Consider the following 20868-nt stretch of genomic DNA (forward strand, 5'->3'; position numbering starts at 1 on the left):
TGCTGCCCGGGCGTCAGAACCATTGTCTTGTTAACAGCAGGAGCATATTTTTAAAAACGTGTTTATTGAACCTGATAATGCACAATCCGGGTGGCATTGCCAAATTTGGGAACGTGGTGCCAGTAACTGTACCAGCCCCAGCGTTCGGGGTGGCGGTTAAAGTAGTACACGACTTCTTTCAGGCACAGTCTGGGGTGCCAGTGCTCAAGCTCTTTGAGGTTTGCCACGCCCCATACAAAAGGCACCGGAGCCTGCCACATTTGTTCATAGAGGCTTGTGTTTTTCACGGTGAGCGGTGAGCAGATGTCAAAGACGATGTGCGCATCCTCAAAACGATGGGCCAGCTCTGCAAGCAGGTTGCGGACCTGTTCTTCTTCAAAATACATCAGTACACCTTCGAGCATAAACATCAGATCTGCATCGGGATATTCCTTGAGCAAGCGGTCCATCCATTCTGTTTCCAGCAGGCTTCCCTCCCAGTATGTGTTGCGGCTGCTGGTTGCCGGCATCAGTTCATTGCGAACGGCAATCACGTCGGGCAGGTCCAGGTCAATCTGGGAGCCCTTGCCGCGATCTGTACGCTGAAAACGGGCGTCGAGCCCGCAGCCCAGATTCACCAGCAAGGCATTGGGGGAGGCGCGCATGTGCTGCTTGGCAATGGCGTCAAAATATTCAGTACGCAGTGCAATACAGGTTTGGGTAATGTATTCGTCGTGATAAATGCTGAAGTCAAACGGAAGCTGTTCCACCAGGCGGGTTGCACAGTGGTCTTTGAACAGCCCATTGGGGCGATGGCTTTCATACGCCCGCATCCATAGGGAAATCAGCGAGGTGTTGGATATGGGGTTGCTGAAGCTCAGTGTCTTTTTCATAATGGGCCCCTGCGAAGTGAAAGTGTTCACTTTCATTATTCAGGCATAAAAAAGGTAAGTCAATTGGGGTTTGGCTCTAATTGCCTGTGTTCGGACTTGCCGTGAGCGGATATGGGGCGCAGAGAAAAGCGGTTTTCCCTTTGAACCCGTCCGGCTGGCAGAAAAGTATGATCACCATATTCCTGACAATTAAGGTATGATTCACTTTTGTTAACAGGGGTATTCAGGCCGGCAGGCCTGAAAAAGCCGAGAAGTTTAAAAACATGCGATTTTTTAACAAGACAATCTGTTTTTCTGCGTCATTGCTGTTGAGTGTCTGGTCAATACCGTCTCTGGCGCAGCAGGCTGCCCAGCCTGCCGGGCAGCAGGCGCAGACGGGGGCAACAACCTCTTATCCTTCCGGCACTGGCTGGCGTGTGGTGCGTGAGGAGGAGGGGCGGCTGTATGTGCTGATTGAAGAAAAGCATGTTGAAGAGCAAGCCATATTCCAGCAGATTATCGATACCTTGTGTGCAGACAAGGATGAGTGTTCGATTGTTTTTGGCGTAGAGCCAAGTGCCGATATGGCTGGCAGTAATGCGCCGCCCGATGCAGCCGCAGGGCAGCAATAGTCTTCTTTTTTGCTGGTTAGGGAACTGGCAGCCTGCGAAAGGCAGGAGTCATTCACTCTGGAAATGAAAAAAGACAAAGCATATGCTTTGTCTTTTTTGTGTGCGATATATCTGTTCAGGATTACATGGCGGCTTTAAAGATGCCTTCAACGTCTGCCTGTGTCCCTTTACGCGGGTTGGTCAGAGCGCAGGCATCCTTCAGCGCATTGGCGGCCAATGTGGGAATGTCTTCCGCCTTGGCTTTCAGTTCTGTCAGATTGGCCGGAATACCAACGTCTTTGGACAATGAACGGATGGCTGCAATACATGCCTTGGCACCCTGCTGATCATCCATGCTTCTGACGTCCACACCCATGGCCTGTGCAATGTCTTTCAGGCGTGCCGCAGAACTTTGCATGTTGAATTCTTCCACATGGGGCAGCAGCACAGCGTTGCAAACGCCGTGTGGCAGGTCATACATACCACCCAGCTGGTGGGCCATGGCGTGTACATAACCTAAAGAGGCATTGTTGAAGGCCATACCGGCCAGGAACTGTGCATAAGCCATATCTTCTCTGGCCTTGGCGTTTTTACCATCCTTGACGGCCGTACGCAGGCTTTGAGAGATGATTTCGACGGCTTTCAGGGCGCATGCATCGGTAATCGGGGTGGCACCGGTGGATACGTAGGCTTCGACCGCATGGGTCAGAGCATCCATACCTGTTGCGGCGGTCAGCCCTGCAGGCATGCCCATCATCAATGCGGGGTCGTTGACCGAGAGTACCGGGGTGGTGTTGCGGTCCACAATGGCCATTTTGATGTGGCGTTTTTCATCGGTGATGATGCAAAAACGTGTCATTTCGCTGGCGGTTCCGGCGGTGGTGTTGATGGCAACCAGCGGCAATTGCGGTTTGGCAGAACGGTCAACACCTTCATATTCGCTGATGTCGCCGCCGTTGGTGGCGCATAACGCAATGCCTTTGGCGCAATCGTGCGGTGAGCCACCACCCAGAGAAATCACGAAGTCACATTGGTTGGCTTTGAGCAGTTCCAATCCGTCTTTGACGTTTTTCGTGGTGGGGTTGGGTTTGGTGCCGTCGTAAACTGTGGATTTGATGCCTTGTTTATCCAGTAAATCGGTAACTGTTTTGACGACGCCGTTTTTATTTAAAAAAGCGTCGGTGACGATCAGCCCGTGCTTGAAGCCATAGCCTTTTAGCAAGCCGACGGAATCACCTAATGCGCCTTCTCCCATTACATTGACTGCAGGAATGAAAAATGATGTACTCATGGGAATTACCTTTCTAGTTGGTTTGAATGATCTGAATGTGCAGCAACATCATGGCGTCGCAAAGTGAGGCCGGAAGACAGCGCGGGGAAGGTGAAGATTGACAGCTTTCGAGCGTTGACGTATCTGATACGCATTGACAATGCATCGTGATTTGCTTATAGATTCAGGAATAATGTATCTATGTCAGATAAGGATATGTCATTCTAGTTCAAGTGTATTCAGCAAAAATTGACTGTGCTCAAACTTGAAATTCAAATAATTTAAAAAGCTATTTTTTATAAAATATAAGACCCATGATACGGGAATCATAAAGCATATTCCCCTATTAGGGGTATTGAGATTGCGCGTGATAAGGCGCAGGCAAAGGCCATGCCAGAAAGCAGCTACGCTCTGGTGTACGTTGAGATGTGTGGAGGCAATGCGCGTTTATTCCGCAGTATCTATCCTGCGGGGGGATGCGTGTGAAAAGCGTGTGGAAAGCGAGAGATCAGAATGCGTGCTGGAGAAATTCAAGCTCCATAAAAAACTCAGGCACATCACCTACGTTGTCGGAAACAGTTTCTTCCGGATTGACGGATATAAAACCGGCAGGACTAAAGAAAAGATCCGAACCATGGCGCCAGCTGTTTTTTTTGCTTTTTTGCAAAGTGGCAAAATGCAGTTGTTTGGACTGAATCAGATGGACCAGCAGGTCTCTCAAAATCAGGAATTCTTCATCTCCCAGTTGGGCCTGCTGGCTCGGTCTGACCCGCACCGCTTTGATGGCCTGCTGGCCTGAAGCATCGTCAATGCATGCGGAGGTGACGTAGTAATCAACCCCGGTATTGCCATCGATGACGGCATTGTCAGAAGGTGTTTCTTGAGATTCTTGTAGGTAATTTTTTAAGCGGTCTGTAAGGTTCATAACAAACTCTGAAACTCTGGGTCATTGTTATTGCCGATGTACAGGTGCAAATCCAGATTTTGCACAAGGGGAATACTTCCCATTATATAAGAAAGCCTGCGGTCACTATGGAGATGTGGGTTTCACCGCTAAATAGAACCCAGCATGGGTGAGGCTCCTCCAGGATTTTGCTGGGCAGGCAGTTTTCAGCAAAAATGCCGTGTCATAAAAGAAAAAGGCTGTTTCCCGACAGCCTTTGATCAATGAAATATGTCTGGCTTACGCTTGATCGTGCAGGCGCTGGTGCAGATAGTCAATGTGTTCCAGGTCCGGTACGTCGTTATAGATGAAGTATTCTTCGGCCAGGGTCAGAATGCGATAACGGTCCAGCAGAATCACACGTCCGATCTGGTTGTTCAATGCCCAGCCTTTTTCTGCGGTGTACAGGTCAATCGGGCTGAAGTGGTAGTTGGCCCACGGATGGCGTGTATAAAGCTGCGTGTTGAGGTTAAGCAGGGTTTGCTGGTTGCTGTACCAGTGCTCGCTGGCGCAGTCGCAGCGGCCAATGGCAACGGGAATGCCGTCGCGCTCATCACCCATCGGGTGCCAGGCCATCATATCGACAATGCCTGCTTTGCTGGCGGAAGCCGGTGTGCCTGAGGACAGCGGGATTTCGTGCGTGCTGAAATCCTGCGGGTTGCATAAGGCCTTGCCGCGTGTCATGCGTGCCATGTACTGTATTTGCTCATGGGGTGGGAACTGGTCGGGCGAAGGCATCAGAAACTGGATTTTGGTGCCTACAGGCATCAGGTTGATGAAAAGCTGATGACAGGTTTCGGCAAAATCCTGTGTAATGCGGTCACGCCACTCAGGGGAAAGATGGCGCATATTGGCTGCCAGAACGGTTCCCAGGTACAGGCGCTGCTTCGGATGGGTCAGAACAAAATTGAGTTTAATGCTGCTGCGGTCCTGTTCGACAATGAACGGGTAGTGCCCTGCATATAAGCTCATCCGCTGGTAGCAGTGTTCAATCAGTTGCTGCCAGAGTGTGTTGGCATCTTCCTGGGTGATAGGCGGGTGAGCGCATGCACATTCCTGGTTTTGCAGCAACAGTGATGTAAAGTCGTTATGAGTGAATACCTTGTTCTCACAGGCCAGCGTCTGGAGTTCAACATAGTCGGCCCAGATGAACGGGTAGTTTGAGTAAGGTAACGTGTTCAGGTACTTGTTCATAATGATCTATCCGAACGCCTCTGATACGGGCAACAATGGTCAGCGGAAATTGTACTATTGTAGGGGAAAGGGTTGAATCTGATTAAAAGCGGATAGGGTATACGGTTTTTAGCATGAGATTTCACGCAGGCAGACTGTGAAACGGCGCACTATATCCGTGTTGTTGACCCAGGAATCTGGCGTGCCGGCGAGATGTTTGACGCATGTTTCCAAATGACGGCATTGCACGCATGTGCTCAACAAATGCCGAGGTGTTTACAATATGGCAATCAGGCAATAGGGGGCATTGCTGCCAATGCGTATGTGGGTTATCAGAAGCGGAGTGTATGGTTGATGTCGGGCATAGAAGCGTCATTTTTTATTTCTGTCATCATGCCTGCATATAACATGGCCCAATACATTGCGCGTGCAATTGATTCTGTGCAGGCGCAAACCCATGAGAACTGGGAGTTGCTGATCATTGATGACGGGTCGACCGATACGACAGTTGCAGTCGCACAGAGCTACGCCCAAAATGATGCACGCATTCGGATCATTTGCCAGGAAAACCAGGGCGTGGCGGCGGCCAGAAACACGGGGCTGGATCATGCCGCGGGCGACTATATCGCTTTCATTGACAGCGATGATTACTATGAACCCACGATTTTGGAAAAGCTGGCGGCCAGAATGGCGCAGGGAAACTGTGACCTGGTTTACTGCGGTACGCTGCATGAAAAGGAAAACAAGATTCAGGGGGCGCCTTATCCCGAGATGAATCTGCTGGAGTGTTATGCGTCGGGCCTGGTTGACTACATTGGCCTTTATTCGACGTTGACGAAAAAGTCATTTCTGGCCGAACATGGCATCCGCTTTACAGCGGGGTGTTCTGTGGGCGAAGACCAGGAATTCCTGATGCATTGTGGTATTTATGCGCGGGTCAAAAGCGTACCCGAAGTGCTTTACCATTACTGTTGGAATCAGGAATCCGTGATGAGCACGATGACGCCACAGAAAGTGCATATTGACCTGGCCAGCCGGCAGCGCTCAACCGCGCTGGTAGAGCGCGAATACGATGGCCCGCACAAAAAGAAAATCGTTCAGTTTCTGCAAAGCTGGGAAGACCGGATTGTGATTATCTTTACCAATCTGGTGGTCCAAAGAATCAAGCGTGGCGATCTGGCAGGCGCGGTGCAGGAGGTGCACGAATTCGGTGCTATTCCTTATTGTCTGCGCAGCCGGAATTTTAAGCACCTGAAAAGGGCACTGATTTTGAATTCAGGCAGTCAAAAACTGTGGCTGTTTTTCTGGGCCAAAAAGCGAGCATAAGGCGGGTATGCCCTTGGGAAGCATTACGCAGGGCCGGTACGGCTTAACAACTGGTCGCAGGCTTCAAAAATAGCTTCCGCCGGTATTTCCGAGAGTCTGTGGGTATAGTTTTTCAACTGGATGGCGTTCTTGTTATTCGGGCCAAAGGAGTTTTCCACCAGCAGCAGCTTGCCTTTGGGCCTGGTTCCGGCGCGCACGTTGGGCCCATCAAAAAATCGGGCCCGCGCTTCATCCACCTGCTCATGGTATTTTTCTTTGATATGGGTTTTAACGTCAGAAAGTGAGCGCGGCGTTCTGCGGCCCGATGCATACAACCCAACCAAAGGCTTCTGGAAAGCTGCGACCACGTGGATGATGGAGGTATCAGGGCTGATGACCAGATCCGCGCGTTGAATCAGCGGTACCACATCCAGTATGCTTTTTGAGTTGTAGTAAACCAGGCGCTCTATTTTGAGGGTGTCGATGAGTTTTTCCACACGTGTTTTGACACCGATAGCAATGAAATGCGCTTGAGGGTATTTGGACAAAAGCAGTTCAATGGACTGGCGGATCTGCTCATTGGTCATGTCGCGGCGCGGGTGGCCGGAAAAAGGGTTGAGCACAATGACTTTGCCGTGATCGGTGCGCAATGCGTCGATAAAGGAGCCGGCAGCGGCTTCAGCCGCCGGGTCAATGAAAAACTCGTAGGAAAGATCCGCATTGTGGATGTCTAAAAAGGCCAGAAACTTTTGAACCAGTGTGATGTAATGGCCGCGGCGGGTGTAGTGATTGATAGAGGCGTCATAGCATTTGAGCGCGCTTTTGTTCCAGCCCAGAGTGTATTTGCCGCCAAGGTAGTATGGCAGCATGATACGGTGCGGCGAGTGTTTGAAGTACACCGGGTAGCGCATGTCAATAATCAGGTCAAAGTGCTGCTCACGCACCTGTTGCTCAACCTGGCGCATTTCACCGGATGAGTAGTTGTCGCGCCAGACAAATGTGTGCGCGACATGCGGATTGTTTTGAATGATCTCCAAAGCGCTTTTTTGTGACATGACGCTGACCTGATAGCCATGCTGCGCCAGCACACGGATCAGAGCGGTGGTGATGACCATGTCGCCAATGCCATCGTTTCTAAGCAGCAGAATAGTTTTGATTGCAGTCTTGTCAATCTGCCGGCGCTGGTGTTTTCTCAGGCGCCAGTTGATCACGGCCTTGTCCAGCCACATGGAAACCTGGTAATCAATCCGTTTAAAAAAATAGAGCGCTTTATAAAGAAACATGGTCACTTTCGAAAATAAAAACGGGCGCTTTGATGTAAACCGGCTTTTATTGTAACTGTACTTGGTGGACCCATTTGAAATGTGCAGGCTGCCGATATGCGTTTGGCGTGTGCCAGACTGTTTTTCAGGATTGATGAAACTGAAAAGCGGTCTGAAGAACAGATCCAAATCTGTAGGCGTTACAAAAAAGCGGCATTCTACGGAAATATGTCACAAATTGCGTCATTAGCCAGGATGTTTATGGATAAAGTACGGCTTTTTATGATAAACATGAAGGGCCGGTAGGTATAGCAGCAATGCAGATTTTTATTTAGGGCAATAAAAATATTGACGCTTTATCTCCAAAAATTACATAGGTATCTCATGGCACATAAAAAAAGCAGCATTCATAAAAAATGTTTCAGGCTGACTCCCATCACAGCAGCCGTTATGTTTGGGGCATTGAATATAGGCGCACAGGCCGATGTCCTCATTGACGGGGCCGGCGTGATTGGCGTTTACGGGCAGGAGCCGGATTCTTTGGTGTCCACACCCACAGTCCTGTCCAATTCCGCAGACGATATTCACATTCAGAACACTTTGAATCAGGGGGCAAGCCGCGGTAGCTATGGTATCCGGCTGGATACGGCATCTTCCCAGGGCGGAATATTGACTTACAGCAAGGTGGGGGGCGTCATCACGGTTGACAGGTCAAGCGTTTACAGTTCTCTGGCTGGAACCATGGGCACGCCTTCTGTTTCTCCGCCTGGCTCAGGGACTTATTCGAGCACTGGCGCTTCTGCTGGTGTGTACGGGCTGAGTACCAATGGCGGATTGCTCAGGCTGAATATTGAAAATATCGACAGTATCAATTTGAATGCTTCCAATGCGATAGGTATTGGCGCATATGCCACAGGAAGCAATACCGGTGATATAGAGATCAATTTTTTAGGCGCAGACAGCAAAATCATTGCGCATGGATCTAAAACAGACGGGATCAATGCCCAAAATGATACGCCAAATGGCAACATTACGATTCGCCAGGAAGGCAGCATTTCGTTGACGCATCTGATACAGCATGGTGTGACAACTTCCTCACCGATGACAGGTATCAATGCGGTTACCAACAACAGTGCAGGCGGCAATGTGACGGTTTATGCCAGCGGGAGCATTACGGTTGATACCGGGGGCACAGATAACATACAGGGCGGCTCCGGCATTCTGGCAACCGCCAATGCAGGCAATGTGCTGGTGGAGTTTGACAATGCAAATGGGTCTATCATTGTAGGCGGTGCCAATGACCAGGGGCAGACGGGTATCAGGGTTTCCGCCAACAGTGCTGGCTATACGGCGGCCGTTAATATTGTGCGCGCGGATACGATTCATGTGTATGGCGATGGTACCAGTCTCAGTGCAATTGCCAGTCAGGCCGCAAATGGCGCGCATGCACAGATCCGTATCGGACAGGTCGATTTGATTCAGGTGACTTCCAATAATGCAAGTGCGACAAGCAACTTTGTCATCAGAGGCATTGCAACAGGAAGTGGCGGCAATGTCAGCATTGATTCAATGGCCAGAAAAATAGTTGCGCAAGGCGATAATTTGTTAGGTATTGATGCTTATAGTTCAACTGGGGCAATTGATGTGCGGGTTGGCGGGCAGGTTTTGGCCGAAGGTGCGAATTCGATTGCGATTCAGACATCCAGCTTCAGTGGCGCGAACCAGGTGCTGCTTTATTCCGACGCCGACATTAAAGGCGGGGCAGGTAGTGGATATGGTATTTATTTAAATAATCTCGTACAAGGCGGTCAGACTTTAACGTTATCAACAGGCTCCCAGGTTTCTTCTGCAAATGACTTTGCTGTTTATGCGCACAATGCATCCGGTTCCACCACCGTGAATAACGGCGGGGTCATTACAGGTTTTACACGTTTTGCAAGCCCTCAGGCTATCTTTAATAATCAGGCCGGTGGTACCTTGTCGTTGCAGGATTTCAGTTCCGGCAGTAAAGGCGTTGTGACCAGCATCTTTGGTACGGATGGGCAGTTCAATAATGATGGGCTCATCCGGTTTTCGGCAAAGAATGTGGATGGTACGGTGACGCATGCCGTATTCGACGGCATAGATACGTTCAATCACAATGCCAGCGGTTCGATTGATTTGTCCATGGGCGTCAATGACCTGGCCGGCAGTACACTGACGATTGGCAACAGTACCGGTACAACAGCCTACGTATCGAACGGGGGTTCTTTAATCCTGAATACGCAGTTGCATGATGGCGGCGTGAGTGACCGTCTGATTTTGGATCATGCATCTACAGGTTCTGGCGCCACCAGAATATATATTCAACCAACAGCCGGCAGCGTGGGAGGCGGGCTTTCGGGCGATGGCATCGAAGTTGTGACGGTAAATGGTACTTCCAGTCATGATGCTTTTGTGCTGGGTGCGCCTGTTACGGCAGGCGCCTACGAATATATTTTGGGGCAGGGCAGTCAGGTCAGCACCGAAAATAATTGGTATCTGCAAAGTAGTCTTGTGGTTGTTCCTCCGATCAACCCTGGCGACCCTGATTCACCCTCCATCCGTATCCCCATCTACAACCCCAACATCGGCTCCTACCTGGGCAACCAGTATGCAGCAGCCACCATGTTCAACCACAACATCCTGGATAGGCGCGACAACGTCCGCTCACCTGACCAGACCCTGTGGATCAGAACCAACCACACCGACGGCGAAACCAAACTACTGGGTGGCCTGCAACAGGCCGACATCAGCACCAGCCTGGTACAGATCGGGGCAGACCTCATCAAGCAGGGCGACATCGTTGCCGGCATCTATGGCGGCTATGGCACCAGCCGCATCAACAACCAGTCCAACCAGACCGGCACCACTGCCGATGGTAAGGTAGAAGGCTACAGCATCGGCATCTATGGCAGCTGGATGCCAGAGCAAAACAAAGGCCCCTATATTGACCTGTGGGGCCACTACGCCTGGTATGACAACCAACTCAGCGGAGCTGCACAAAGCCACACCAGCAAATACGACAGCAGCGGTTATGCACTCTCGGCAGAAATCGGCTATGGCATTGAAATCAACCGCCATGAAGACGGCAGCGCCTGGATACTTGAACCCCATGCCCAGGTCATCTACAGCCATCTGGAAGCCGACAACTTCTACGACAGCCATGGCACCTGGTACAGCAACAACCAGGCCAGTGGTTACCAGACCCGGCTGGGTGCCCGGTTGTACGGGCAACTCGCTACAGACCAGAAAGGTGTGGCACCGTTTATCGAACTCAACTGGCTGCACAACAACGTTGACAACGGCGTCCAGCTCAATGGTATGGCACTGAGCAGTGACATCGGCAGGAACGTCGGGGAAGTCAAGATCGGGGTGCAGGGAGAACTTACCGAGCGCCTGAGCACCTGGGGGCATATCGGGTTGCAGCATGGCAGTGAGAGCTTCAAGCGCTATGAGATACAGCTTGGCCTGGGCTGGCAGTGGTAAGGCCTGACGCTGCTTTATTTTTCCTTTAGCTACCGGATAGGCCAATGGTTGCACGATATGTCACTCACCAGTAGGTGACTGTGGGTGCTGAGCATCACTTGCTGCATAGAAACGGCAAAGAAATCCGGTCATTCAATGCACCAGCGTGCACAATGTCTGTATGTGTTTATACTTTGGTCCAACATATATCTAAAGGAGCAATGCATGATGCGTCGTTGGTTTGTCGGATTGGGAATTTTGGCATTGATGCTGGCTGGCTGCCAGTCTGAACCCCATGTCAGCGCAACCGTGAGCAATGTGCCGCTCAGTACACAAAAGGTCAATGCACAGTTGGGAGAGGTACTGGTTTCGATTGCACCTGTGAGCGAGCAGCAGGGATACATGCGGCCGGAGGTTCAGGCACTGGTTCCCATGTGGCGTGAGAGCGTGATGGACTCACTGACACGTTCCCAGGTGTTTACTGTGGGCGCAACCCAGAAAATGGATGTGCGGGTCAAAATTATCCAGCTCAGTCAGACACGTAACCCTGACCTGGGTGTTTCAACCACAGCAGTTGCCAGTTATGAAGTGATTGACTCTGCGACCGGTGAGGTGAAGTGGGTACGGGGCATTTCCAGCTCCAGCACAGTGTCTTATCAGCAGGAGCCGGTACAGAGCGCACGTGACCGCGTGTCTTTGAACCGTGCGATTCAGGCCAATATTGCCCAGTTTGTCCAGTTGTATGGGCATGTCGAGGTTGAGTATCAGCGTGTGCCGGAAGGGCAGTTGCGGATTCAGCAGTAAATAAAGAAGTGCTGTTGAGTTGGCTGTTGCAAAAGGACAAAAGGGACCGGCAGGTTCCTTTTGCTTTTTCCCCTCGTTTAGGGGGAGTTCATGCCCGGCAGGCGAGCGTTGTTTCAATAGAACAGGTGCTCACTGGCATTGGTACTTGATGGTGGAGCGCATGCGCAGGCATTTGCTCCCGTCCTGCAAGGCGCATCCCAATTCAGGTATGCCGATCATCTGAGCCTCGGTGTATCCCCACATTTGGCAACGCTCTGATGCCAGCTGGCCGGGCTGGTCAGGGGAGACCTGCGGGTCTTCTCTGGTTGTGTACTGAAACGAAAGCTCTATCAGCCCTGCATTTTTGTTGCCACCGGAAACCGTGTATTCCTTATTGACTGGCGTGGTACAGGCACCAAGGAATGCGAAAGATGCGCTCAATAAAAGGCTGAGGTAAAACCGGCTTGGCATAGGCGTGCTCACTTTTCTGTTTCAGATAAGGTATGGCTTTGATTTTACATAGGTAAACAGGTATGTGTCATTGAAATTTTATCTTCGGGGTTTGTATATAAACATACATTCATATAAAATTTGTCAGTATGTTGGAAGGCGGATAGCCTGCCAAAGTGGTTTTATTTATCATGAAATGCATGGACTTCGGGCATAATTGGTACCTGAAATGAATAAAAAATAAGCATGAACGCATGAAAAATGAATTTCAGTATCAACAGATCATTGAAGCTGTGATGAGGGAGATGTGGGCATGGACATAATATGGCCAACACTGCTGCTGGTTGGCGTGCTTGCTGCTTTGACAGCAGTGGTTTTATATGCGCGGTCTGTGCTGACTCAGGATAAAAAAGAGCGCCGTTCCTTTAATATGGATATGGTGCAGATGGCCAAATATATTAAAAAGACCAAGGCCAAAGAGCAGGAGGCATGGAGCAATGCCATGACACTGTTCTCTAATGATCATGAAGTTCTCAACACTATGTATGGGGATTATGATGACAAGCAGGATACTGGCAGAGGGGCAACCAAGAGCAACGCCAATACATCTGTGCAGTATATGCAACAGGCATTTTTTGCCTTTTGGAAAATTCCGGATTACCAGGTACCTAAAGCGCCTGATGAAGCCAATAAGTTCATTGAAACCTATAAAGAGCGTTTAAAAGCAGAAGGTTATATCCAGCGGGTTCGCCGGTGGAGCCGGCTGGAGTTGCTGATGGCCAGGTTTTGTGCTGAATTTGACGTTGAAAAGCTTGAAAGAAGAAGTTACGTCGTTGGCATCAACAAGCCCATTTTGATTGCTTTGCTGGAGCTTTCACTGCAAATGCTGGAGCAAAAGCAGGTGCATTGGAAAGATGTTTCCGGGGTGGATGCCTACCGCCTGATCGTTGCGCGGATACAAAAGGTGTATCCCAAGCTGAATTTGCTGGATTACCGGCTGAAGTGATTCTGGGTAACCAGCCAACGGGGCGAAACGGGGAGTTATCTGCCGAAATAGGCTAGGGCTGTATGGCTTTGGCCAGTTCCTGTTCCAGTTCTGCCTGATAAGCCGGGTGGTCGAGCTTGTCTCCTGAAATCAGGAATGTATCTTCAATCCGGTCTCCCAGTGTGAGGATTTTGGCCAGTTCGACATTGATGTGCCGGGCTGCCAGTACCCGTGCAATGGCATAAAGCAGGCCAACGCGGTCTCCGGCAACGATATTGAGCAGCCAGCGCTGCCGGCTTTCGTCGGGCACCAGCTCGATCAGCGGGGGCAGTGGGAAATATCTGGCCCGGCGGGATATGCGGCGCGATGGCCGGCTTTCCGGCAAAGGTGCGTTTTTCAGCAGGAGCTCGTGCAACTCGTGTGAAATGACATTGCTCAGATGTTCTTTGGGGATGGGCTGCTCGTCCATATCGGAAACAGGCAATAGCTGAAAAGTGTCAAGCGCCCAGCCGGGGCCGCCTTTGGTGGACATGGTGGTGTGGATGCGGGCATCCACAATGCTGAGTTCGGTAAAGCTGAAGTAACTGCAGATGCGGGCGAACAGGTCGGGCTGGTCTGATGCATAGACCAGAACCTGTATGCCTTCGTCATGCGGGCTCAGGCGCACGTCGACAATGGGGGCGGGGGATTCCACCTTGTCCCATAGCAGTTGTGTGTGCCAGGCGATTTCTGCCGGTTCATGGCGCATGAAATAGCTGACCCCCAGGGTAGACCATAGTTTTTGTTCGTTACCGGGGATGAACTGGGATTTTTTCAGAATGTCCAGCGCTGCGCGTTTGCGGGTGGCCACCAACGCGTCTGAATCGGAGATGTTGCCTCCGATCACGCTCAAAGAAATGCGGTACAAAGATTCGAGCAGTCGCCCTTTCCAGCTGTTCCAGACTTTGGGGCTGGTGCCCCGGATGTCGGCAACCGTGAGCAGGTATAACGCATGGAGATGCCGTTCGTCGCCAACAATGTTGACGAAGTGGTGGATGATGTCCGGGTCACCAAGGTCTTCTTTTTGCGCAATGCGTGACATGGTAAGGTGCTCGGCGACCAGAAATTCAATAAAACGGCTGTCTTCTGCCGGAATATTGTGTGCACGGGCAAAACGCCTGACTTCTTCGGCTCCTAATTCCGAGTGGTCGCCGCCGCGGCCTTTAGCAATGTCATGAAACAGCGCGGCGATATACAGCAGCCATGGCTTGTCAAAACTGGCGGCGATTTCCGAGCACAGCGGATACTCATGCGCATGCTCGGGCAAAAAGAAGCGGCGGATATTGCGCAGCACCATCAGAATATGCTGGTCTACGGTGTAGACATGGAACAGGTCGTGCTGCATTTGCCCGACAATGCGCCGGAACGTCCACAGGTAGCGGCCCAGTACACTGGTCTGGTTCATGAGTCTGAACGCGTGCGTGATACCCTGCGGCGATTTCAGGATGGCCATGAATGTCTGTGCATTGACCGGATCTTTGCGAAAAGAGGCGTTCATCAGGCTGCGGGCGTTGTACAGGGCCCGAAATGTCCGGGCGGAAAAGGTTTTGATGCCCGGGTGCTGAACATACACCAGAAATGTGCGCAGAATCTGATGCGGGTCCTGGGTGTAGATGTTGTCGTCAATGATGTCCAGTGTGCCATTCTGGTCTTGAAAGTAGCCATCCAGCGGGCGCGGCGGACGTGTGTGTTCACGCAACATGCGCTCGGCAATGCTGAGCATCAGAATCTGGTTGAGCTGCGAGATGGCTTTGGCCGTACGGTAATAACGGCGCATGAATACTTCGGAGGCACGGCGTTCACCATCGCTTTCATACCCCAGTGCCTGTGCCAGTTGTTCCTGCACGTCAAAAACCAGGCGGTCTTCATGCCGTTTGGCAATCAGGTGTAAACGGGCGCGTACCAGTTTGAGCCAGGCTTCGTTATGGTACAACTGGCGTTCTTCCCAGGCAGTTGCCAGCCCGTTTTGAGCCAGTTCAGTCCAGTTGGTTCCTAAATGCGCGGCTTTGGTAATCCATAAAATCACATGCAGATCACGCAGCCCGCCAGGGCTTTCTTTGCAGTTGGGCTCCAGCGCATAAGGCGTGTCTTCATATTTCTGGTGCCTGCGGCGCATTTCGCCCAGTTTGCCCTGAATGAAGGCGCGAACGTCCATCTGCTGCTCAAACTGCTGGCGAAATTCCTGGTAGAGGGTTTTATCGCCGGTCACCAGCCGCGATTCCAGTTGGGCGGTCTGCACGGTGATGTCATTGGCGGCCTCTTTCAGGCATTCTTCAATGGTGCGTACGCTGGAGCCGATGTGTAGCCCCAGGTCCCAGCAACTGCCAATGAAGTTTTCGACGGTTGTGCGGGTTGCCGTATCCTGCTCAAGGTCGGTACCCTGCGGCAGCAGAATCAGGACATCCACATCCGAAAAGGGAAACAGCTCGGCGCGGCCATAACCGCCTACGGCCACCAGCGCTGTACCGGCCGGAAGCTGGCTGGCCCGCCACTGAGCGGTCAGTGTCTGGTCGGTGGTGCGGGAAATCTGCGCCAGAAAATTGTGAATGATCCGTGTTGATGGTTTGGTCGCATCAAATTGCGCTACCAGTTGGCTGATCGCTTGTCGGTGGTGGTCGCGAAGCAGGGTACTGGCAGGGGCTTCTGTGTTCATATATCACGGATCATCGGGTTCATCAGCCTCTACGAGGATGAAGATGTTTCGGTGGCAGCACGGCTAAGCTCGGGTACAACCAGCTGGTTGGGGACAAAATGTTTGACAAAACCGGGCGGCGGTGGGCATTTGGCAGAAAAAGTCAGTACCTCGTAACCGGTTTCCGTGACCAGAATGGTGTGTTCCCACTGGGCTGACAGAGAATGGTCTTTGGTGACAATCGACCAGCCAAACGGGTCGTTGCCTTCCTTGATCTCTTTTTTACCTATATTGAGCATGGGCTCAATGGTAAAAATCATGCCGGGCTGCAAAATTTCGCGTGTGCCAGGGCGGCCATAGTGCAATACCTGCGGGTCTTCATGAAAACCCTGCCCGATACCGTGCCCGCAGAACTCACGCACCACTGAGTAGCCATTGCGTTCGGCATAAACCTGTATGGCGTGCCCGATATCTCCCAGATGGATATTTGGGCGCACCATGTCAATGCCCAGCCACATGGCTTCAAAAGTGACCTGGCACAGACGCGAGGCGGCAATTGAGCCTTTACCGGCTATGTACATGCGGCTGCTGTCGCCGTGCCAGCTATCCTTGATCGGGGTGACATCGATATTGACAATATCGCCCTTTTTCAGCGGGCGCTCATTGGGTACGCCGTGGCATACCTGATGATTGATTGAGGTACATATGGATTTTGGATACGGCTTATAACCTTGTGGGGCATAATTAAGGGGTGCCGGAATGGTGCCCTGAACGTTGACCATATATTCATAGGCAAGGCGGTCAATTTCTTCGGTGGTGACGCCTGGCTGGATAAAATCGGTCAGATAGTCAAGCAACTCGCCGGCAAGTTTGCCAGCGACACGCATTTTTTGGATTTCAGCTTCGGTTTTGATCTTAATAGTCATAGTATGACAGATTATGGCAGCAGCTTAGTAAAATTGCAGGCAAGCGGGGCATATGGGCCCATATTCTGTATGCACATATTTTATCATTTCAACCACATCAGCTTTTTATCGTGACATACCATCTTTTGAGTTTTCATGGTGCGAATGCCTTATCCGCCTTTCGTGCTCAGCAATTATTGCCATGTGTGCAGCAACTGGCGCCGGCAGTCAGTGCCATTCATGCCCGTTACGTGCACTGGGTAGCGCTTGAGCAACAGCCTGATGAGGCATTGCAAAAGACGTTACAGACGTTGCTGCACTATGGGGACTTTGAGTCGTATCTGGGCGGAGCTGATACGCCTGCGCAGATTGTGGTAATGCCGCGCCTGGGCACTGTTTCGCCCTGGGCATCCAAGGCAACCGATATTGCCCATAACTGTGGTATTGCGGTGCACCGCATCGAACGGGTGACGGCCTATGTGCTGGAATGTCAAAGCGGCTTGCTGGGCAAGCCGAAAACACTCACGGCAGAGCAGTTGCAGGGTATTGCCGCCTTGCTGCATGACCGTATGACGGAAAGTGTGGCGTTTGATGAAAATGCGCCAAAGGCCTTGTTTGAGGAGGTCAGCGCGGCGCCTTTGGCGCATATTGATATTCTGGGTGGCGGCAAGCAGGCTTTGGTGCAGGCCAATAAGCAGTTTGGTTTTGCGCTGTCAGACGATGAGATTGACTATCTGGTGCATGCATTTACCGGGCTGGAACGCAACCCGACCGATGTGGAACTGATGATGTTTGCGCAGGCCAACAGCGAACATTGCCGGCATAAGATTTTTAATGCCGAGTTTGTCATTGATGGTGTGGCGCAGGATAAATCGCTGTTTCAGATGATCCGCAACACGCACCAGTTGAATCCGCAAGGGACCGTCGTAGCGTATTCGGATAATGCAGCGATCATGGAAGGCGGGCAGGTGACAAGCTGGCTGCCCAGACAGGGGGATATGCCTTCGGCAGCGCTTTATGTGGCGCAGCCGCGTACAGAACATGTGCTGATGAAGGTGGAAACACACAACCACCCCACGGCGATTTCGCCTTTTCCGGGGGCGGCTACGGGGTCTGGCGGGGAAATTCGCGATGAAGGAGCCACCGGGCGTGGTTCCCGGCCTAAAGCCGGGTTGGTAGGGTTTTCGGTATCCAATCTGAATTTGCCTGATACCCAGGAGCCCTGGGAACAGCAGGCGTATGGCAAGCCGGATCATATTGCCAGCCCGTTGCAGATCATGATCGAGGGGCCGCTGGGCGGCGCTGCATTCAACAATGAGTTTGGCCGTCCGGCGCTGGCCGGGTACTTCCGGGTGTATGAGCAGGATGTGGCCGGACAGCGGCGCGGTTACCACAAGCCGATCATGATTGCCGGTGGCCTAGGCGCTATTGCGGCCGAGCAGGTGCACAAGGTGCAGTTTCCGGCAGGTACTTTGCTGGTGCAACTGGGCGGGCCGGGCATGCGCATCGGCATGGGGGGCGGTGCCGCCAGTTCCATGGCGGCAGGTGCCAATGCATCTGAACTGGACTTTGATTCGGTGCAGCGTGGTAACCCTGAAATTCAGCGCCGCGCACAGGAAGTGATCAATGCCTGCTGGGCGTTGGGGCAGGAAAACCCGATTCTGGCGATTCATGATGTGGGGGCCGGCGGCCTTTCCAATGCGTTCCCTGAACTGGTGAACGATGCCGGACGCGGCGCGCGGTTTGATTTGCGGGCCATTCAACTGGAAGAGTCCGGCATGTCACCGAAAGAGATCTGGAGCAATGAAAGCCAGGAACGTTATGTGATGGCAATTGCGCCGCAGTCGCTGGAAAAATTCAAAGCGATATGCGAACGTGAGCGCGCACCTTTTGCGGTGATTGGCCGTTCCACCGAAGAGCGCGAACTGATTGTGGAGGATTCGCAACATTCCGCTGCAACAGACATGCCGGTGGATATGCCGCTGGATGTACTGCTGGGCAAACCACCGAAAATGCAGCGTGATGTCAAGCGCACAACGCCTGTGGTGCAGCCAATAGATGTGACGGGCGTGACGCTGGAAGACGCATGTATCAATGTGCTGAAACATCCGACCGTGGCAAGCAAGCGCTTTCTGGTGACGATTGGTGACCGCACAGTCGGAGGGCTGAGCCACCGTGACCAGATGGTTGGCCCCTGGCAGGTTCCTGTGGCGGACTGTGCGGTAACGCTGGCCGATTATGCGGGCTTTAAAGGAGAGGCCATGAGCATGGGCGAACGCACGCCGTTGGCGGTTGTGAACGCTCCGGCGTCTGGCCGTATGGCGGTAGGTGAAGCCATTACCAACCTGCTGGCAGCCCCGGCTCAGTTAAAGCAGATCAAGCTGTCAGCCAACTGGATGGCGGCCTGCGGTGAGGCGGGTGAAGATGCCGCTTTGTATGAAACGGTCAAAACGGTGGGGATGGAATTGTGCCCGGCGCTGGGGATTTCGATCCCGGTGGGGAAAGATTCACTTTCCATGCGCACACGCTGGCAGGATGCCCAGGGCCAGACGAAGCAGGTCACCGCACCGGTATCGCTGATTGTGTCGGCGTTTGCCACGCTGGACGATGTTCGCCAGACCTGGACGCCTGAGTTGAAAGCGCTTGATAGCGATACGACTTTGATTCTGGTGGATCTGGGGCGCGGGCAGAATCGTTTGGGGGGCTCGATCCTGGCGCAAACGCTGAACCAGGTGGGGAATTCTGTGCCTGATTTGGACGACCCGAAACTGATCACTCAACTGGCGGCGGCATTGACGCAGTTGCGCCGGGAACAGCGGGTGCTGGCTTATCATGACCGCTCTGATGGCGGTTTGTGGGCTGCCGTGTGCGAAATGGCATTTGCTGCCCATACTGGGGTGGCGGTCAACGTGGATATGCTGATACTGGAAGGCGACGGTGTTACTGATGGCCGCATGGATAGCGGCGAAGCGAAAAACTGGTCAACGCAGGTGGGTGAACGCCGCAACGACCTGACGCTGCATGCGCTGTTTGCCGAAGAACTGGGCGTTGTATTGCAGGTGCGCACCGCTGAGCGTGATGCCGTGCTGAATGTGCTGAGAGCGCATGGGTTGTCTACATGCAGCCATGTGATCGGCAAACCTAACCAGAGCGACCGCATTGAAGTGTGGCGCGACGCCAAGGCAGTGTATGCCCAGCCGCGCGAGGCTTTGCATAAAGTATGGGATCAGGTGTCCTGGCGCATTAATATGCTGCGCGACAACCCGGTGTGCGCGCAGTCTGAGCATGAACTGGCAGGCGGCACAGATTCGGGCCTGCACTGGCATGTGACATTTGACGATCAGGAGGACGTGGCTGCACCGTTCCTGAATGTGGCAGCCCGGCCCAAAGTGGCTATTCTGCGTGAGCAGGGCGTGAACTCTCACGTGGAAATGGCATGGGCCATGGCGCAGGCCGGGTTTGATGCATACGATGTTCACATGACAGACCTGCAGGCTGGGCGTGCAAAGCTGGCAGATTTTGCCGGGCTGGTGGCTTGTGGCGGTTTCAGTTATGGTGATACGCTGGGGGCCGGTGAAGGCTGGGCACGTTCGGTGCTGTTTAATACGGCGCTGCATGACCAGTTTGCGCATTTCTTCCAGCGGGGCGACACGTTTGCACTGGGGGTTTGTAATGGCTGCCAGATGATGGCCGCGCTGTCCGGGATTATTCCGGGAACACAGTATTGGCCGCGTTTCACGCGCAACCTCAGTGAGCAGTACGAGGCACGGCTTTCGATGGTGGAGGTGCTGGATTCGCCTTCGGTGTTTTTTGCCGGTATGGCAGGCTCCCGCGTGCCGATTGTGGTGGCGCATGGCGAAGGCTATGCCAACTTTTCGCACCAGGGAGACGCGAGCCAGGTGATTCGCGCTATGCGTTACGTGGATGGCAGCGGGCAGGCCACCGAAGTATATCCGCTGAACCCGAACGGCAGTCCGGATGGGTTAACCGCTGTGACAACGGCTGATGGACGTTTCACGGTGATGATGCCGCACCCGGAGCGGGTCTACCGCAATATCCAGATGAGTTGGACAGCCGGTAATGCATCATCCATGAGTCCGTGGATGCGTATGTTCCGTAATGCCCGCCGTTGGATTGGATAAAGAAAAAGCCCGCTGTAAGTGGGCTTTTTGA

Annotated in this window: 14 protein-coding genes; 6 read left to right on the forward strand and 8 right to left on the reverse strand. The window is 52.6% G+C overall.

Annotated features, from left to right (window positions below):
• Positions 1 to 62: 62 nt before the first annotated feature.
• Positions 63 to 872: a class I SAM-dependent methyltransferase gene (locus CUZ56_RS12160; protein ID WP_162615341.1), complete on the reverse strand. Its 810-nt coding sequence runs from the start codon at positions 870 to 872 to the stop codon at positions 63 to 65.
• Positions 873 to 1135: 263 nt separating this feature from the next.
• Here CUZ56_RS12160 and CUZ56_RS12165 point away from each other — a divergent pair, with 263 nt between their 5' ends.
• Positions 1136 to 1483, forward strand: coding sequence for a hypothetical protein (locus tag CUZ56_RS12165; RefSeq protein WP_126980676.1), 348 nt, complete (start codon positions 1136 to 1138; stop codon positions 1481 to 1483).
• Between the two features lie 121 nt (positions 1484 to 1604).
• Here the strand turns inward: CUZ56_RS12165 and yiaY are convergent, their stop codons facing one another.
• The 3 genes from yiaY to CUZ56_RS12180 form a co-directional block, all read right to left on the reverse strand.
• A complete protein-coding gene (gene yiaY, locus CUZ56_RS12170; protein ID WP_126980677.1) occupies positions 1605 to 2753 on the reverse strand; it encodes an L-threonine dehydrogenase in 1149 nt (382 codons plus the stop codon).
• 487 nt (positions 2754 to 3240) lie between these two features.
• Positions 3241 to 3657, reverse strand: a complete 417-nt coding sequence (locus tag CUZ56_RS12175) for a hypothetical protein (RefSeq protein WP_126980678.1) — start codon at positions 3655 to 3657, stop codon at positions 3241 to 3243.
• A gap of 258 nt (positions 3658 to 3915) precedes the next feature.
• A complete protein-coding gene (locus CUZ56_RS12180; protein WP_126980679.1) occupies positions 3916 to 4869 on the reverse strand; it encodes a hypothetical protein in 954 nt (317 codons plus the stop codon).
• A gap of 243 nt (positions 4870 to 5112) precedes the next feature.
• Between CUZ56_RS12180 and CUZ56_RS12185 the strand changes: the two genes are divergently transcribed.
• Positions 5113 to 6174, forward strand: a complete 1062-nt coding sequence (locus CUZ56_RS12185; RefSeq protein WP_162615342.1) for a glycosyltransferase family 2 protein — start codon at positions 5113 to 5115, stop codon at positions 6172 to 6174.
• A gap of 23 nt (positions 6175 to 6197) precedes the next feature.
• On the opposite strand, the gene CUZ56_RS12190 is transcribed toward CUZ56_RS12185, so the two are convergent.
• Positions 6198 to 7436, reverse strand: a complete 1239-nt coding sequence (locus CUZ56_RS12190) for a glycosyltransferase family 9 protein (protein ID WP_126980681.1) — start codon at positions 7434 to 7436, stop codon at positions 6198 to 6200.
• A gap of 429 nt (positions 7437 to 7865) precedes the next feature.
• On the opposite strand from CUZ56_RS12190, the gene CUZ56_RS12195 reads away from it, so the two are divergent.
• Together CUZ56_RS12195 and CUZ56_RS12200 are read left to right on the forward strand one after the other, a co-directional pair.
• The gene (locus CUZ56_RS12195; protein ID WP_162615343.1) at positions 7866 to 10922 is read left to right on the forward strand and encodes an autotransporter family protein; all 3057 of its coding nucleotides are present in this window, start codon (positions 7866 to 7868) and stop codon (positions 10920 to 10922) included.
• 204 nt (positions 10923 to 11126) lie between these two features.
• Complete coding sequence (locus CUZ56_RS12200) at positions 11127 to 11705, forward strand: hypothetical protein (protein WP_126980683.1); 579 nt, start codon at positions 11127 to 11129, stop codon at positions 11703 to 11705.
• A 129-nt stretch (positions 11706 to 11834) separates the two neighbouring features.
• Here CUZ56_RS12200 and yecR read toward each other — a convergent pair whose 3' ends face one another.
• Complete coding sequence (yecR, locus tag CUZ56_RS12205; RefSeq protein WP_126980684.1) at positions 11835 to 12155, reverse strand: YecR family lipoprotein; 321 nt, start codon at positions 12153 to 12155, stop codon at positions 11835 to 11837.
• Positions 12156 to 12447: 292 nt separating this feature from the next.
• On the opposite strand from yecR, the gene CUZ56_RS12210 reads away from it, so the two are divergent.
• On the forward strand, positions 12448 to 13140 hold the full coding sequence (locus CUZ56_RS12210; protein WP_126980685.1) for a hypothetical protein: 693 nt from the start codon (positions 12448 to 12450) through the stop codon (positions 13138 to 13140).
• A 52-nt stretch (positions 13141 to 13192) separates the two neighbouring features.
• Here CUZ56_RS12210 and CUZ56_RS12215 read toward each other — a convergent pair whose 3' ends face one another.
• A complete protein-coding gene (locus CUZ56_RS12215; RefSeq protein WP_126980686.1) occupies positions 13193 to 15811 on the reverse strand; it encodes a [protein-PII] uridylyltransferase in 2619 nt (872 codons plus the stop codon).
• A 29-nt stretch (positions 15812 to 15840) separates the two neighbouring features.
• The gene (gene map, locus CUZ56_RS12220; protein WP_126980687.1) at positions 15841 to 16716 is read right to left on the reverse strand and encodes a type I methionyl aminopeptidase; all 876 of its coding nucleotides are present in this window, start codon (positions 16714 to 16716) and stop codon (positions 15841 to 15843) included.
• 110 nt (positions 16717 to 16826) lie between these two features.
• On the opposite strand from map, the gene purL reads away from it, so the two are divergent.
• Positions 16827 to 20837, forward strand: a complete 4011-nt coding sequence (purL, locus tag CUZ56_RS12225) for a phosphoribosylformylglycinamidine synthase (RefSeq protein ID WP_126980688.1) — start codon at positions 16827 to 16829, stop codon at positions 20835 to 20837.
• The last annotated feature ends 31 nt before the right edge of the window (positions 20838 to 20868 follow it).

The sequence above is a fragment of the Saezia sanguinis genome, from assembly GCF_003991585.1.
In the GTDB taxonomy this organism is placed as follows: domain Bacteria; phylum Pseudomonadota; class Gammaproteobacteria; order Burkholderiales; family Burkholderiaceae_C; genus Saezia; species Saezia sanguinis.

Coding starts and splice junctions, on each gene's coding strand:
- CUZ56_RS12165 (WP_126980676.1), top strand. CDS start 1,136: ATGCGATTTTTTAACAAGACAATCTGTTTTTCTGCGTCATTGCTGTTG.
- yiaY (WP_126980677.1), bottom strand. CDS start 2,753: ATGAGTACATCATTTTTCATTCCTGCAGTCAATGTAATGGGAGAAGGC.
- map (WP_126980687.1), bottom strand. CDS start 16,716: ATGACTATTAAGATCAAAACCGAAGCTGAAATCCAAAAAATGCGTGTC.
- CUZ56_RS12200 (WP_126980683.1), top strand. CDS start 11,127: ATGATGCGTCGTTGGTTTGTCGGATTGGGAATTTTGGCATTGATGCTG.
- CUZ56_RS12190 (WP_126980681.1), bottom strand. CDS start 7,436: ATGTTTCTTTATAAAGCGCTCTATTTTTTTAAACGGATTGATTACCAG.
- CUZ56_RS12160 (WP_162615341.1), bottom strand. CDS start 872: ATGAAAAAGACACTGAGCTTCAGCAACCCCATATCCAACACCTCGCTG.
- yecR (WP_126980684.1), bottom strand. CDS start 12,155: ATGCCAAGCCGGTTTTACCTCAGCCTTTTATTGAGCGCATCTTTCGCA.
- CUZ56_RS12185 (WP_162615342.1), top strand. CDS start 5,113: ATGCCGAGGTGTTTACAATATGGCAATCAGGCAATAGGGGGCATTGCT.
- CUZ56_RS12175 (WP_126980678.1), bottom strand. CDS start 3,657: ATGAACCTTACAGACCGCTTAAAAAATTACCTACAAGAATCTCAAGAA.
- CUZ56_RS12215 (WP_126980686.1), bottom strand. CDS start 15,811: ATGAACACAGAAGCCCCTGCCAGTACCCTGCTTCGCGACCACCACCGA.
- CUZ56_RS12195 (WP_162615343.1), top strand. CDS start 7,866: ATGTTTGGGGCATTGAATATAGGCGCACAGGCCGATGTCCTCATTGAC.
- CUZ56_RS12210 (WP_126980685.1), top strand. CDS start 12,448: ATGGACATAATATGGCCAACACTGCTGCTGGTTGGCGTGCTTGCTGCT.
- CUZ56_RS12180 (WP_126980679.1), bottom strand. CDS start 4,869: ATGAACAAGTACCTGAACACGTTACCTTACTCAAACTACCCGTTCATC.